Genomic DNA, 12762 nt, shown 5'->3' with positions numbered 1-12762 from the left:
CTGTTCGTCGATGCCCGTCGCGCCCATCAGGTATCCTTCCCTGACAGCCACCCTGACGGGAGAATGACATGGCGTTACTCACCTCCGGAGGCTACCTGCAGACCCTGCAGGCGCACACGCCGCTGGTGCACTGCATTACCAACTTTGTGGCGATGAACTCAAGCGCCAATATCCTGCTTGCCCTGGGCGCCTCCCCGGCAATGCTCCACGCCCGGGAGGAAGCCGGCGAATTTACCGCCCTGGCCGATGCGCTGTCGATCAACATCGGCACGGTCAGCCCCGACTTTGCCGACGGCATGCGCGCGACCACCCGTGTCGCCTGCGACAACGGCACGCCCTGGGTGCTCGACCCGGTAGCCGTGGGCGCCACCGCCTACCGCCGGCGGCTGTGCGCCGAGCTGATGGAGCGCTCGCCCACGCTGATTCGCGGCAACGCCTCGGAAATTTTATGCCTGAACGGCATGGCCAACCCCGGGCGCGGCGCGGACAGCACCGCCAGTACCGCTGAGGCGCGCGACGCCGCCGTCGAGCTGGCCCGCCGCCAGGGCTGCCTTGTCGGCGTCAGCGGCGAAGTGGACCTGATCACCGACGGCGAGCGCATCACAAGCGTCTACGGCGGGCACGCGCTGATGCCGCGCATTACCACCCTGGGCTGCGGACTTTCCGCCACGGCGGCGGCGTTTCTGGGCGTGGCCGACGCGACTCCCGAAAGCTGCTTCGCCGCCGCCACCACGGCCTTTGGCAGCTTTTCCCTCGCCGGGGAGCGCGCCGCCGCCGGGGCAGACGGCCCCGGCAGCTTTACCCCGGCGTTTCTGGATGCGCTTTACCACCTGCAAGCCGAAGACCTTGACCACCACCTTTCGCTGGAGATCCGCCATGGATTTTGACTTATCCGTTTATTTAGTGACCGATACCAACCTGTGCCATGAGGCCGGCGTGGAACACACTGTGGAAGAGGCGATACAGGGCGGCGTGAGCATGGTACAGCTGCGCGACAAGCTCGCCTCCGACGAGGCCATGATCGAGCTTGCCCGGCGCCTGAAAGAGGCCCTGGACGATCATAGTGAGCTGACCGGCCGGTACGTGCCGCTGATCATCAACGACCGCCTTAACGTAGCCCTGGAAAGCGGCGCCGACGGCCTGCACGTGGGCCAGAGCGACACCGCCGTGCACGATGCCCGCAAGGCCATGGGCGAAGAAGCCATCATCGGGCTTTCGATCACCAACGCCGAACAGCTGGCAGACGCGCCGCTTGAGCTACTCGACTACGTCGGATTTGGCCCGGTGTTTGCCACCCAGAGCAAGGCCGATCACTCGGCCCCCATCGGCTTTGACGGCCTGGCCGCGCTGGTCAGGGCCTGCCCGATGCCGGGCGTTGCCATTGGCGGGGTCAAGGCGGAGCACGCCGAGGCCATCAAACAAAGCGGCGCCGAGGGCATGGCGGTGGTATCGGCCATTTGCGGCCAGCCCTCCCCCCGAGAAGCGGCCAGAGCGCTTGCCAAAAGGTGGCAGGCGGCGCCGGAAGCGCCCTAGGTGGGGCGGCGGCTCAGGCTGGTGCGGCGGTCGTGGTAGGCGATCGCCAGGCCGCTTGAGATGATCAGCACGCTGCCGACCAGCACCCAGACATCCGGTAGCTCCCCCCAGAACAGCCAGCCCAGCAGCACCGCCCAAAGCAGCGCGGTGTAGTCAAACGGCGCGGCGATGGCCGCAGGTGTATAGCGAAACGCCAGAGTAATAAAAGCCGCGGCGCCCACGCTGAATATTCCTGATGCCAGAAAGCCGAGCCAGTGCCACGGCTGCGGCGTTATCCAGACCCAGGGTAGCGTGGCCGCGGTGATCAGCGCCGGCACCAGCGCAATATATAGCACTAGCGCCCAGAAGTTCTCTCGTCCGCCGTAACGGCGAGCGGTGATCATCGTCAGCGCATAGCAAGCCGCCGCGGCCACCATGGAAAGCGCGCCGGCGTTGAAGGCGTCTCCTCCCGGACGCACCACGATCATCACGCCGACAAAACCCAGCAGCGAGGCGGCCATCACCGGCGGGGCGATCCGCTCGCCCAAAAGCGGTACCGACAGCAGCGTGACAAACAGCGGGGCGACAAAGGCAATGGCGGTAGCCTCGGCCAGCGGCAGAAGCGTCAGCCCCAGCACAAAAAAGCCCATGGTGCCGGTATAGATCAGCCCGCGCAGCAGATGCACGCCGGGTCGCCGCGTGCCCAGGTTGCGCAGCCCGCCGCCAAAGTAGGCAAGCATAGCAATCAGCGGCACGGCGACCAGATTGCGGAAGAAAACGATCTCAAGCGGCGAATGCACCTCGCCCAGCCATTTGGATACGGCATCGCCAAGCGCCAGAAACAAGACGCCAGTGCACATATAGCCGATGCCCCTGAGCGAGGCTGACATAATGCCCTCCTTGTGGTTGACCCGCTTGTGCCTTTGACAAAACCTGCCGCTACAGGCTGGCGTTAACCACCATGCAGTCCATGCCGTTGGCTTTCAGCCGCTGGCAGGCCTGGCGCGCCTGAGATTCACCCAGCGCTACCAGCCGCGCGCGAAACACCTGCTCGGGGCCGTCGAGGGCGTCAATCGAAACCTTGCCACTGGCGCCCCCGGATAGCTGATTAGCAGCCTGATTGGCCAGCCGGCGGGCGCTGGCCTGTTCGCTGAACGCGCCTACCTGAATGCCCCAGCCGCCGGCGGCGTCGCCAACGGCGGGGGTGGCATCGGCCATCAGCGGCTCGAGCGGATCGTCGTTGTCAGCCGTCGCTTCTCGGGGGGCGGGGCGGCGCTCGGGCTCAAACGTCGATCGGGCCTTCGGACGGGACGCGGCCGGCGGAGCGGAGGCCTCTACCGTATCCACGGCGGCGAGCATCGGCCGCAGCGACCGCGGATCGGTTTGGGTCGGCTTGTCGGGCGAGACCAGCCCGCCAAAGGCCATGAACTCCTGAGAAAAACGCGTATCGGCAAGCCAGGTTCCCCGGTCGCGCAGCGTCGAGCGGGCGAAACTGCGGTCGAGCAGATCCGTCATGTGGGTATCCCGGGACTTGGAGCTAAACCCGCCCATGACGACCCCGACCATGCGCCGGCCGTCGTGCACGGCGGTGGTCGCGACGTTAAAGCCCGAGGCACGAATAAAGCCGGTCTTGAGGCCGTCGGCACCGGGGTAATTTTTCACCAGTCGATTGTGGCTGGAGTGGGTCTTGCCGCGGTAGGCAAAGGTCTGCAGACCGAAGTAATGATAGTACTGGGGAAAATCCTGCATGACGTGGACCGCCAGGGTGAGCAGGTCCCGAGCGGTAGTGGCCTGCTGGCTGTCGGGCAGGCCCGAGGCGTTGCGGAAGGTGGTGTCGTGCATGCCAAGCTCACGCGCCTTTTGCGTCATCTTGCGGGCAAAGCGCTCCTCGCTGCCGCCCACCGCTTCGGCCAGCACCACCGCCACGTCGTTGGCGGATTTTACCGTCAGCGCGCGGATGGCCTTGTCCACGGTGATGGTACTGCCCTTGGCCAGCCACAGCTTGGAGGCCGGCATGGCGGCGGCCGCGCCGGATACCTTGAGCGGCTGCTCCAGCGAGAGGTCGTTGTCCACCAGCGCTTCAAACGTCAGGTAAAGGGTCATCATCTTGGTCAGCGAAGCGGGATAGCGGCGGGCGTCGGCGTTTTCCGCGTACAGCACCTCGCCGTTGTCCATATCGACCACGATGCCCGCGTAGCGCGGGTTGGCTGCCCTGGCCTCCGTCATCAGGGTGGCGGCACACAGCGCCGCGAACATAACGACGACGGCCAGGGCCCTGCGTCCAGGAGATCGGCAGCAGCGGGCAGACGAAGCAGAAAGCGGCGCGTATGGCATGGAAGTTCCCCCAATGTTGGCGCAGACGGTGTTGATCCAGAAGCAAGCCAGCGTAAACGATAGCTAGGCGTAAACGTTAGATAGTAGTGCAAACGGTGCAATAACCAAGCAGATACTGTATGTGACTGCTCTCCTCCCTAAGCGCTGACGCGCCACGGGCGGAGCTTCCCACTTCTTAGGCAGCAGCCGGCGACGCACCGGACTTACGCGAGCCTCCATGGGCAGAGACGGACAGCCCTTCCGCCTTCAATCGGATGATGCCTTGATGCTTGATGTTCTGTGCCGCATTGATATCGCGGTCGTGGTGCGCGTGGCAGGCGGGGCATTCCCACGATCGGATAGTTAGCGGCATGGCATCCACTTTGTGCTGGCAAGCATGGCAGGTTTTGGTGCTGGCAAACCAGGGATCAATCTTGACCAGATGTTTGCCCTGCTCTTTGGTCTTGTAGGTCAATTTGGTGACCAAGGCATGCCACGACGCATCGCCGATATGTCTGGCGAGCTTGCCGTTTTTCATCATGTTCTCGACCTTCAGCGTCTCGACGATCACCGCTTGGTTGTCGTCAACGATCTGTCGAGAGAGCTTGTGCTGGAAGTCATTGCGGGCGTTGGCCACCCGTTCGTGAGCCTTGGCGACGAGCCGCCGCGCCTTGGCCCGGCCGGCGCTGCCTTTTTGCTTACGCGACAGCGCCTGCTGCTTTCGCTTGAGGTTCTTCTGCGCCTGCTTCAGAAAGCGCGGATTGGCAACCTTGCGGCCGGTGGAGTCGATGGCGAGGTGCGACAAGCCCATGTCGAGGCCGACAACTTTATTCGCGGCAACGTCCTTCAGCGGCTCCGGGGCGTCTTGTGCGGTTTCAAACAGCAGCGCCGCGTAGTGTTTGCCGGTGACGGTGCGCGACAGGGTGATGCTTTTCAGCTTGCCCTCGATGGGCCGGTGGATGCGGGCCTTGATGGGGCCGAGCTTGGGCACCTTGACCCAGCTATCGCCGGCCTTGACCCCAACGCAGTGATAGCTGGACTGCTTGCCGCGTTTGCTTTTGAAGCGCGGATAGCCGGCTTTCTTCCTGGGGTCAAAGAAGCGCTGGAACGCCTGGTCAAGATTGATGCATGACTGCTGGAGGGCTATGGAATCCGCTTCTTTTAGCCAGCCATACTTACGTGACTTCTTGGCGACGGGGAGCAGCTTTTTAATATCGTGCTTGGCACTCAGCGACTGACCGTGGCGCCGATAGCGGTGCGACATAATGCGAAGGCCAGCGTTGTAGCAAAAACGCACGCTGCCGAACTGGCGATTCAAAATATCCGCCTGTTCAACAGTGGGGTAAATGCGTACTTTTGTGGCTTTCAGCATGGGTATTGCACAGCCTAGTGTAATTTTATCCACTATACGCCAGCTTTGCCTTGAAGCAACAGCCAAGCAAGACACGAACCGCGCTGCGGTTCCCGCTTGTATCCCCGCCCGCACTGGGCGAGGGTCTACGCGGATGTTCGCTAAACGCAAAAAAACCGGCTGGACAATCCACCCTGATCAATTTACAGGAGGAAGTCCGGCCGGTTTTCGCTTGTGGCAGGCCAAACGCAGCACGTTATTCGTCTGCGGCGGCCTCTACTGCGGGACGGTCGACAAGCTCGACGTACGCCATGGGCGCGTTGTCGCCAGCGCGGTAGCCGCACTTGAGGATACGGACGTAGCCGCCTGGACGCTCGGCGTAGCGCGGCCCCAGTTCGCCAAACAGCTTGCCCACGGTGTCTTTTGACCGAGTGCGGGCAAACGCCAGACGGCGATTGGCGACGCTGTCCTGCTTGGCCAGGGTGATCAGCGGCTCGATGACGCGACGCAGTTCCTTGGCCTTGGGCAGGGTTGTCTTGATGATTTCATGCTCGACGAGCGAGGCTGACATGTTCTTGAACATGGCCTTGCGGTGCGAGCTGGTGCGGTTTAAATGACGACCACTCTTACGATGACGCATGGTTGTGATTCCTTACCAAACTGGGACTTAAGGCGACGCTCACGCGGAGGTCTTGTCGTCCTTCAGGCTAGCGGGCGGCCAGTTTTCCAGCCGCATGCCCAGCGACAAGCCGCGCGCTGCTAGAACATCCTTGATTTCGTTCAAGGACTTTTTGCCGAGGTTGGGTGTTTTCAACAGTTCCACTTCGGTGCGCTGAATCAGATCACCGATGTAGTAGATGTTTTCGGCTTTCAAGCAGTTGGCGCTGCGGACGGTCAGCTCAAGATCGTCTACGGGGCGCAGAAGAGTCGGATCCACCTGATCCTCTTCTTCCTCGACTTCCTGCTCTTTATCGGCTTCCAGATCGACGAAGGCGGCCAGCTGCTCCTGCAGAATGGTCGCGCTGCGGCGGATAGCCTCTTCCGGATCCAGAGTGCCGTCGGTTTCCAGGTCGATGATCAGCTTGTCAAGGTCAGTACGCTGCTCGACACGGGCGGCCTCGACCGCGTAGGAAACGCGACGCACCGGGCTGAAGGTAGCATCCAGCTGCAGGCGGCCAATGGCGCGGGTCTCTTCGTCGGAGTCGCGCACGTCGGCCGGCTCGTAGCCACGCCCCATCGCCACCTTGAGCTGAATATCCAGCTCCGCCCCTTCGTTGACGTGGGCAATGATGTGATCCGGGTTGACGATGTCGACGCTATGATCAAGCGCAATGTCGCCAGCGGTGACGACGGCCGGGCCCTGCTTGTTCAGCGAGAGCACCGCCTCATCCCGGCTGTGCATCTTGATCGCGACATCTTTCAGATTCAGGAGGATCTCGATGACATCTTCCTGCACCCCTTCAAGCGCACTGTATTCGTGCTCGACGCCCTTGATCTCGGCCTCTACCACGGCAGCGCCGGGCATGGACGAGAGCAGGATGCGGCGCAGCGCGTTCCCCAGGGTGTGGCCAAATCCGCGCTCAAACGGCTCGAGCACGATCTTGGCGTGATGTGCGTTGATTTCTTCGACCTTGATATCGCGGGGACGGAGAAACTCTGTCACTGAACGCTGCATAAGAACACCTTTCAGGCTGCCAAACGGTTACGTGGTACTCGACTGCCCGGGCAGAGCGCACAAGGCGCTGGCCCGGGCAACGAACGCGTGCAATAAGGCACCGCGCTTACTTCGAGTACAGCTCGACGATCAGGTTTTCGTTGATGTCGGCAGACAGGTCACCGCGTTCAGGCAGAGCCTTGAAAGTGCCTTCCATCTTCTTGGCGTCGGTTTCGATCCACTCCACATCGCCGCGGTTGGCCGAAATGGCCAGCGCGTTCTGGATGCGCGCCTGGTTCTTCGCCTTTTCGCGAACGGAAACCACGTCGCCAGACTTCACCTGGTAGGAAGCAATGTTGACGGTCTTGCCGTTCACGGCGATCGCCTTGTGGCTCACCAGCTGACGCGCTTCAGAGCGCGTGGAGCCAAAGCCCATGCGGTAGACGACGTTGTCCAGTCGGGCTTCCAGCAACTGCAACAGCACCTCGCCGGTCGCGCCCTTGAGGCGAGCCGCGTGCTTGTAGTAGTTGCGGAACTGCTTTTCGAGTACGCCGTAAATGCGACGTACTTTTTGCTTCTCGCGAAGCTGCAAGCCATAGTCGGAAAGACGCTGACGGCGCTGGCCGTGCACACCCGGGATCTGCTCGGATTTACACTTCTTCTCGAAGGGGGTGACGCCACTCTTGAGAAAGAGGTCGGTACCCTCACGACGAGACAGTTTACACTTGGGTCCAATATAACGAGCCATGAATCTGTCTCCTTAAACGCGGCGTTTCTTCGGCGGACGGCAGCCATTGTGGGGGATGGGCGTCGCGTCGGTGATGCTTTGCACGCGGAAGCCGGCGGCATTCAGTGCGCGCACGGCGGATTCACGGCCGGGTCCTGGGCCCTTGACCAGCACGTCGACGTTTTTCACACCATACTCGGCTGCAGCATTAGCTGCACGTTCACTTGCTACTTGAGCAGCGAACGGGGTGCTCTTGCGAGAACCACGAAAACCCGAACCACCGGCGGTCGCCCAGGAAAGGGCGTTGCCCTGGCGGTCTGTGATCGTCACGATCGTGTTGTTAAAAGAGGCGTGGATATGCGCAACGGCATCCACTACCTGCTTTTTAACCTTCTTGCGATTAGTACGCGGGTTAGCCATGTTGATGTTTCTTCCTGTCTTTACGCCATAACGTGCGTATTATTTGCGGATCGGCTTACGCGGGCCCTTGCGGGTACGCGCGTTAGTCTTGGTCCGCTGACCACGCAGCGGAAGACTGCGACGATGACGCAGACCACGATAGCAACCCAGGTCCATGAGACGCTTGATGTTAAGCGTAACGTCACGGCGAAGGTCGCCTTCTACGGTGTACTTGCCAACTTCAGACCGCAGGGTGTCGACTTCTTCAGAAGACAGCTCCTGGATCCTGGCAGTCGGCGCGATACCCGCGGAGGTACAGATGTCCTGCGCGCGAGTCCGGCCGATCCCGAAGATATAGGTCAGCGAGATCGCCGCATGCTTGTTGTCCGGGATATTGACGCCTGCAATACGGGCCATCAGCTTACTCCGAAATGTGAGCGGCTTGCTCGTTGTTCATCTTTAAAAGGCGCAACAGCATACCCCTTTGAACGCGTCCGTGCAATGGCACGCGTATAGGGGTATGCCGGCACCCACTTGATGCAGCCTAGGGATTACCCCTGGCGCTGCTTGTGCCGCGGTTCGCTGCAAATGACGCGCACGGCGCCGTTGCGACGAATGATCTTGCAGTTACGGCACATCTTTTTTACGGAAGCTCGAACTTTCATCGTTCTTTCTCCAAACCGGCTGCGACGCGCCTCAGCGCATGATGCCGCCGCTACCGTAGCCTTTCAGGTTGGACTTCTTCATTACCGAGTCATACTGATGCGACATGAGGTGCGACTGCACCTGGGCCATGAAGTCCATGATCACCACGACCACGATCAGAAGCGAGGTACCGCCGAAGAAAAACGGCACGTTCCACGCCACGATGAGGAACTGGGGCATCAGGGAAACGGCGGTAATATATAAAGCACCGAACAGGGTCAGACGCGTCATGACCTTGTCGATATAGCGAGCCGTCTGCTCGCCGGGGCGAATACCCGGCAGGAAAGCGCCTGACTTTTTCAGATTGTCAGCCACGTCCTTGGGGTTGAAGACCAGCGCTGTGTAAAAGAAGCAGAAGAATACCACCGCGAGGCCAAAAAGCAAGATGTAAAGCGGCTGGCCCGGGCCTAGCGCCTGGGACGCGCGCTGCAGCCATTCCATGCCCTCGCCGGCACCGACCCACTGGCCGATGGACGCCGGGAAAAGCAGAATGCTTGACGCAAAGATCGCCGGGATAACGCCAGCCATGTTCACTTTCAGCGGCAGGTAGCTGCTCTGGCCTGCATACATCTTGTTGCCGACCTGGCGACGCGGGTAGTTCACCTTGAGGCGGCGTTGACCGCGCTCGATGAACACCACAAACGCCACGGTGGCAATGCCTAGCGCCGACAGCGCCAACAGCGGCAGCACGTTCCATGCCCCTTCGTTGCGGGCAAGCTCGAATGCCTGCCCCACGGCGCTTGGCAGCCCGGCGACGATCCCCGAGAAAATCAGCAGCGAAATGCCGTTGCCGATGCCCTTTTCGGTGATCTGTTCGCCCAGCCACATCATGAATGTCGCGCCGGCCACAAAGGTGATAACCGCAGTGAAATAAAAGCTGATATCAGCGCTATAGGCAATGCCTTGACTCGCCAGACCCACCGACATGCCGATGGCCTGGACGAAGGCCAGTAACACCGTGCCGTAGCGGGTGTACTGACTGATCTTGCGGCGGCCGGCTTCACCTTCCTTCTTGAGCTGCTCAAGGTGAGGTGAAACCGCAGTCATCAGCTGCATGATGATCGACGCCGAAATGTAGGGCATGATGCCCAGGGCGAGAACACTCATGCGCTCCAGCGCACCACCCGAAAACATGTTGAACATGCCAAGGATGGTACCCTGCTGCTCCTTGAACAAGGCAGCAAGCTGGTCAGGATTGATACCGGGAATGGGGATATGGGCACCGATACGGTACACCACGATGGCGAGAAGCACGAAGCGCAAGCGCGCCCAGAGTTCACTCAGTCCGCTACCCATCGCCGGCATGTTTCCTGACTTGGCCATTTAGTCCTCTACCTTGCCGCCGGCGGCTTCGATCGCGGCCCGGGCACCCTTGGTGACCTTGAGTCCGCGGACGGTAACCGCCTTGTTCAGTTCGCCGGAAAGAATGATCTTCGCGTAGCGCGTGGCATTCTTCAGCACGTTGGCCTGCTTTAAGGTCTCCAGGGTGACGTCGTCACCGGCGACCCGGCCAACCTCGGTCAGGCGCACTTCTTCAGAGGCAAGCGACTTGGCCGAGGTAAAGCCGAACTTCGGCAGACGGCGCTGCAAGGGCATCTGACCGCCCTCGAAGCCCGGCGTTACGCTGCCGCCGCTGCGCGACTTGAGGCCTTTGTGGCCGCGGCCGCCGGTTTTGCCCAACCCGGAGCCGATACCACGCCCCACGCGCTTTTCGGCGTGCTTGGAACCCGCTGCGGGGCTCAGGCTGTTAAGTTTCATGGATTACTCTCCCTCTACACGCACAAGGTAGTTGACCTTGTGGATCATGCCGCGAACGGCGGGGGTGTCTTCCAGCTCAACCGTGTGACCGATGCGACGCAGACCCAGACCGTTAACCGTGGCCTTGTGCTTGGTCAGCACGCCGATGGTGCTACGGACCTGGGTAACTTTAATCAAAGCTGCCATGTTGAATTACCCCGTGATCGCTTCGACTGGCAGGCCGCGCTTGGCCGCCACGTCTTCCGGCGCGTGCATGGACGCAAGGCCGTTGACCGTTGCGCGCACTACGTTGATCGGATTGGTGGAGCCGTAGCACTTGGCCAGGACGTCGTGGACGCCGGCAAGTTCAAGCACGGAGCGCATGGCGCCGCCGGCGATGATGCCGGTACCTTCGGTGGCCGGCTGCATGTACACCTTGGAAGCACCGTGACGGGCTTTCACCGGGTACTGCAGCGTCTGGCCAGCGAGGCGGACCTTGACCATGTTGCGGCGCGCCTGATCCATCGCTTTCTGGATCGCGACCGGCACTTCACGCGCCTTGCCGCGACCAAAACCGATACGGCCGTTGCCATCGCCGACGACGGTCAGGGCGGTAAAGCCGAACACACGGCCCCCCTTGACCACCTTGGCGACACGGTTGACCTGCACCAGTTTTTCCTGCAGATCACCGTTTTGCTGTTCGTTCTTCGCCATCGTAAAACCCTTTAGAATTCCAGGCCGCCTTCACGAGCGGCGTCGGCCAAAGCCTTGACGCGACCGTGAAACTTGAAACCGGCACGATCGAAGGCTACCTGGGTGATGCCTGCTTCCTTTGCGCGCTCGGCAATCAGGGCGCCGACTTTCGTGGCGGCCTCGACGTTGCCGGTCGCACCCTCGCTCAGCGCCTTGTCCAGCGTAGATGCACTGGCCAGCACTTTGCCACCATCCGGCGAGATAACCTGCGCATAGATGTGGCGCGGAGTACGGTTGACGCACAGGCGGAACGCGCCTAGCTCGCGGATCTTGGCACGAGCGCGGCGGGCACGACGGAGACGGGATTCTTTCTTCGCGTTCATAACCCTGCCTTACTTCTTCTTGGCTTCTTTGCGACGCACCTGCTCGTCGGCGTACCGGACACCCTTGCCTTTGTACGGCTCGGGCGGACGGAAGGCGCGGATCTCCGCAGCGGCGTGGCCGAGCTTCTGCTTGTCCGCGCTTTTCAGCACGATCACGGTGTTCTTGGGCGCTTCCGCCGTGACACCTTCAGGCAGTTCATAGTCGACCGGGTGCGAGAAGCCCAGTGAAAGATTGAGCGTCTGGCCCTTTACTTGGGCACGATAACCGACGCCAACAATTTCGAGGGTCTTGGTAAAGCCCTCGGATACGCCCGTGACCAGGTTTTGTACCAGGGCACGGGTGGTGCCGGCCAGCGCCCAGCTTTTAGCCGACTCGCACGGAGCGAAGGTCAGCTTGCCGTCTTCCTGGCCGATCACCACGTCAGGGTGAACCACCATGGAAAGCGTGCCCAGACTGCCCTTGGCGGTCAGCTGGTCGGCGTCGATATCAACCTCGACGCCGGTGGGCAGTGTAACCGGATATTTCGCTATGCGGGACATTCCAGCCTCCTAGAATACGGTGCAGATGACTTCACCACCGACACCCGCCTGGCGCGCGGCGCGATCGGTCATCACCCCGCTTGAGGTAGTGACGATCGCGATACCCAGACCGTCGGCCACCTTGGGCATGTTGTGCTTGCCCTTGTAGCTGCGCAGGGACGGCTTGGAAGCCCGCTGGATGTGGTCGATAACCGGCTTGCCCTCAAAGTACTTGAGGGAAACGGTCAGTTCGGGCTTGCTGTCGCCAGCCACCGCGTAATCGGCGATGTAGCCCTCTTCTTTCAGCACGCGGGCCACTTCCACTTTGAGCTTGGAGGACGGCAGATTTACCGTCTCCAGGGTGGCCATCTGCGCATTGCGGATACGGGTAAACATATCCGCCAGAGTGTCTTGCATGCTCATTTAATGTGCGCTCCTGATGATTCTACGTGGCCCTTACCAGCTGGACTTCTTGAGTCCCGGGACGTAGCCACTCATGGCGGCTTCACGCAGCTTATTACGGCCGAGGCCGAACTTTTGGTAAACACCGTGCGGACGACCCGTGACGCGGCAGCGGTTACGCTGGCGTACCGGGCTTGAATCGCGCGGCAGTTGCTGCAGCTTGAGCTGCGCCTCGAAGCGCTCTTCGTCAGAAGCGTTCACATCAACGGTGATCGCCTTGAGCTCGGCACGCCTGGCCGCGTACTTTTCGACCAGCTTGGCGCGCTTGAGCTCGCGCTCTACCATGCTTTTCTTTGCCATGTTCCCA

19 protein-coding genes are annotated in these 12762 nt (G+C 61.4%); 2 read left to right on the top strand and 17 right to left on the bottom strand.

Features of this window, described 5'->3' with window-relative positions; translation table 11 throughout:
- Positions 1 to 68 precede the first annotated feature (68 nt).
- Both thiM and thiE read left to right on the top strand, forming a co-directional pair.
- Positions 69 to 887, top strand: coding sequence for a hydroxyethylthiazole kinase (gene thiM / locus ACZ46Y_RS01675; RefSeq protein WP_311955990.1), 819 nt, complete (start codon positions 69 to 71; stop codon positions 885 to 887).
- Entirely contained in the window at positions 877 to 1533 is a 657-nt protein-coding gene (gene thiE / locus ACZ46Y_RS01670; RefSeq protein WP_311955993.1) for a thiamine phosphate synthase, read from the top strand. Before thiM ends, thiE begins: the two co-directional genes overlap by 11 nt.
- On the opposite strand, the gene ACZ46Y_RS01665 is transcribed toward thiE, so the two are convergent.
- The 17 genes from ACZ46Y_RS01665 to rpsN all read right to left on the bottom strand — a co-directional run bounded on the left by ACZ46Y_RS01665 (position 1530) and on the right by rpsN (position 12755).
- On the bottom strand, positions 1530 to 2402 hold the full coding sequence (locus ACZ46Y_RS01665) for a DMT family transporter (RefSeq protein WP_311955996.1): 873 nt from the start codon (positions 2400 to 2402) through the stop codon (positions 1530 to 1532). The genes thiE and ACZ46Y_RS01665 overlap by 4 nt on opposite strands.
- A gap of 49 nt (positions 2403 to 2451) precedes the next feature.
- Complete coding sequence (locus tag ACZ46Y_RS01660) at positions 2452 to 3768, bottom strand: D-alanyl-D-alanine carboxypeptidase (protein ID WP_311955999.1); 1317 nt, start codon at positions 3766 to 3768, stop codon at positions 2452 to 2454.
- Between the two features lie 253 nt (positions 3769 to 4021).
- Positions 4022 to 5197 (bottom strand): RNA-guided endonuclease InsQ/TnpB family protein, encoded by a 1176-nt coding sequence (locus ACZ46Y_RS01655; RefSeq protein WP_311956002.1) that lies wholly within the window; start codon positions 5195 to 5197, stop codon positions 4022 to 4024.
- A gap of 235 nt (positions 5198 to 5432) precedes the next feature.
- Positions 5433 to 5816, bottom strand: a complete 384-nt coding sequence (gene rplQ / locus ACZ46Y_RS01650; RefSeq protein WP_311956005.1) for a 50S ribosomal protein L17 — start codon at positions 5814 to 5816, stop codon at positions 5433 to 5435.
- A gap of 39 nt (positions 5817 to 5855) precedes the next feature.
- Positions 5856 to 6851, bottom strand: a complete 996-nt coding sequence (locus ACZ46Y_RS01645; protein ID WP_311956008.1) for a DNA-directed RNA polymerase subunit alpha — start codon at positions 6849 to 6851, stop codon at positions 5856 to 5858.
- Positions 6852 to 6957: 106 nt separating this feature from the next.
- Positions 6958 to 7578 carry a 30S ribosomal protein S4 gene (gene rpsD / locus ACZ46Y_RS01640; protein WP_311956011.1) on the bottom strand — a complete coding sequence of 207 codons (621 nt, stop codon included), beginning with the start codon at positions 7576 to 7578 and terminating at the stop codon, positions 6958 to 6960.
- A 12-nt stretch (positions 7579 to 7590) separates the two neighbouring features.
- Positions 7591 to 7977 (bottom strand): 30S ribosomal protein S11, encoded by a 387-nt coding sequence (gene rpsK, locus ACZ46Y_RS01635; RefSeq protein WP_311884263.1) that lies wholly within the window; start codon positions 7975 to 7977, stop codon positions 7591 to 7593.
- 39 nt (positions 7978 to 8016) lie between these two features.
- Complete coding sequence (gene rpsM / locus ACZ46Y_RS01630) at positions 8017 to 8373, bottom strand: 30S ribosomal protein S13 (protein ID WP_311956013.1); 357 nt, start codon at positions 8371 to 8373, stop codon at positions 8017 to 8019.
- 134 nt (positions 8374 to 8507) lie between these two features.
- The gene (gene rpmJ, locus ACZ46Y_RS01625) at positions 8508 to 8621 is read right to left on the bottom strand and encodes a 50S ribosomal protein L36 (RefSeq protein ID WP_008959154.1); all 114 of its coding nucleotides are present in this window, start codon (positions 8619 to 8621) and stop codon (positions 8508 to 8510) included.
- A 31-nt stretch (positions 8622 to 8652) separates the two neighbouring features.
- Positions 8653 to 9984: a preprotein translocase subunit SecY gene (gene secY / locus ACZ46Y_RS01620; RefSeq protein ID WP_311956016.1), complete on the bottom strand. Its 1332-nt coding sequence runs from the start codon at positions 9982 to 9984 to the stop codon at positions 8653 to 8655.
- On the bottom strand, positions 9985 to 10419 hold the full coding sequence (rplO, locus tag ACZ46Y_RS01615; protein WP_311956022.1) for a 50S ribosomal protein L15: 435 nt from the start codon (positions 10417 to 10419) through the stop codon (positions 9985 to 9987). It lies immediately after the preceding gene.
- Between the two features lie 3 nt (positions 10420 to 10422).
- On the bottom strand, positions 10423 to 10605 hold the full coding sequence (gene rpmD / locus ACZ46Y_RS01610) for a 50S ribosomal protein L30 (protein WP_311956026.1): 183 nt from the start codon (positions 10603 to 10605) through the stop codon (positions 10423 to 10425).
- A 6-nt stretch (positions 10606 to 10611) separates the two neighbouring features.
- Positions 10612 to 11112: a 30S ribosomal protein S5 gene (gene rpsE, locus ACZ46Y_RS01605; RefSeq protein ID WP_311956028.1), complete on the bottom strand. Its 501-nt coding sequence runs from the start codon at positions 11110 to 11112 to the stop codon at positions 10612 to 10614.
- An 11-nt stretch (positions 11113 to 11123) separates the two neighbouring features.
- Complete coding sequence (rplR, locus tag ACZ46Y_RS01600; RefSeq protein ID WP_311956032.1) at positions 11124 to 11474, bottom strand: 50S ribosomal protein L18; 351 nt, start codon at positions 11472 to 11474, stop codon at positions 11124 to 11126.
- 9 nt (positions 11475 to 11483) lie between these two features.
- On the bottom strand, positions 11484 to 12014 hold the full coding sequence (rplF, locus tag ACZ46Y_RS01595) for a 50S ribosomal protein L6 (protein ID WP_311956035.1): 531 nt from the start codon (positions 12012 to 12014) through the stop codon (positions 11484 to 11486).
- Between the two features lie 9 nt (positions 12015 to 12023).
- A complete protein-coding gene (gene rpsH / locus ACZ46Y_RS01590; RefSeq protein ID WP_311956037.1) occupies positions 12024 to 12416 on the bottom strand; it encodes a 30S ribosomal protein S8 in 393 nt (130 codons plus the stop codon).
- A 33-nt stretch (positions 12417 to 12449) separates the two neighbouring features.
- Entirely contained in the window at positions 12450 to 12755 is a 306-nt protein-coding gene (gene rpsN, locus ACZ46Y_RS01585; protein ID WP_311956040.1) for a 30S ribosomal protein S14, read from the bottom strand.
- Positions 12756 to 12762: the final 7 nt, after the last annotated feature.

The sequence above is a fragment of the Halomonas garicola genome (assembly GCF_055382465.1).
This window is presented reverse-complemented; position numbering and strand designations above follow the sequence as displayed.

What these genes read in the sequence shown, in the direction of transcription:
- thiM (WP_311955990.1), top strand. Translation starts at nt 69, where the DNA reads ATGGCGTTACTCACCTCCGGAGGCTACCTGCAGACCCTGCAGGCGCAC.
- thiE (WP_311955993.1), top strand. Translation starts at nt 877, where the DNA reads ATGGATTTTGACTTATCCGTTTATTTAGTGACCGATACCAACCTGTGC.
- ACZ46Y_RS01665 (WP_311955996.1), bottom strand. Translation starts at nt 2,402, where the DNA reads ATGTCAGCCTCGCTCAGGGGCATCGGCTATATGTGCACTGGCGTCTTG.
- ACZ46Y_RS01660 (WP_311955999.1), bottom strand. Translation starts at nt 3,768, where the DNA reads ATGTTCGCGGCGCTGTGTGCCGCCACCCTGATGACGGAGGCCAGGGCA.
- ACZ46Y_RS01655 (WP_311956002.1), bottom strand. Translation starts at nt 5,197, where the DNA reads ATGCTGAAAGCCACAAAAGTACGCATTTACCCCACTGTTGAACAGGCG.
- rplQ (WP_311956005.1), bottom strand. Translation starts at nt 5,816, where the DNA reads ATGCGTCATCGTAAGAGTGGTCGTCATTTAAACCGCACCAGCTCGCAC.
- ACZ46Y_RS01645 (WP_311956008.1), bottom strand. Translation starts at nt 6,851, where the DNA reads ATGCAGCGTTCAGTGACAGAGTTTCTCCGTCCCCGCGATATCAAGGTC.
- rpsD (WP_311956011.1), bottom strand. Translation starts at nt 7,578, where the DNA reads ATGGCTCGTTATATTGGACCCAAGTGTAAACTGTCTCGTCGTGAGGGT.
- rpsK (WP_311884263.1), bottom strand. Translation starts at nt 7,977, where the DNA reads ATGGCTAACCCGCGTACTAATCGCAAGAAGGTTAAAAAGCAGGTAGTG.
- rpsM (WP_311956013.1), bottom strand. Translation starts at nt 8,373, where the DNA reads ATGGCCCGTATTGCAGGCGTCAATATCCCGGACAACAAGCATGCGGCG.
- rpmJ (WP_008959154.1), bottom strand. Translation starts at nt 8,621, where the DNA reads ATGAAAGTTCGAGCTTCCGTAAAAAAGATGTGCCGTAACTGCAAGATC.
- secY (WP_311956016.1), bottom strand. Translation starts at nt 9,984, where the DNA reads ATGGCCAAGTCAGGAAACATGCCGGCGATGGGTAGCGGACTGAGTGAA.
- rplO (WP_311956022.1), bottom strand. Translation starts at nt 10,419, where the DNA reads ATGAAACTTAACAGCCTGAGCCCCGCAGCGGGTTCCAAGCACGCCGAA.
- rpmD (WP_311956026.1), bottom strand. Translation starts at nt 10,605, where the DNA reads ATGGCAGCTTTGATTAAAGTTACCCAGGTCCGTAGCACCATCGGCGTG.
- rpsE (WP_311956028.1), bottom strand. Translation starts at nt 11,112, where the DNA reads ATGGCGAAGAACGAACAGCAAAACGGTGATCTGCAGGAAAAACTGGTG.
- rplR (WP_311956032.1), bottom strand. Translation starts at nt 11,474, where the DNA reads ATGAACGCGAAGAAAGAATCCCGTCTCCGTCGTGCCCGCCGCGCTCGT.
- rplF (WP_311956035.1), bottom strand. Translation starts at nt 12,014, where the DNA reads ATGTCCCGCATAGCGAAATATCCGGTTACACTGCCCACCGGCGTCGAG.
- rpsH (WP_311956037.1), bottom strand. Translation starts at nt 12,416, where the DNA reads ATGAGCATGCAAGACACTCTGGCGGATATGTTTACCCGTATCCGCAAT.
- rpsN (WP_311956040.1), bottom strand. Translation starts at nt 12,755, where the DNA reads ATGGCAAAGAAAAGCATGGTAGAGCGCGAGCTCAAGCGCGCCAAGCTG.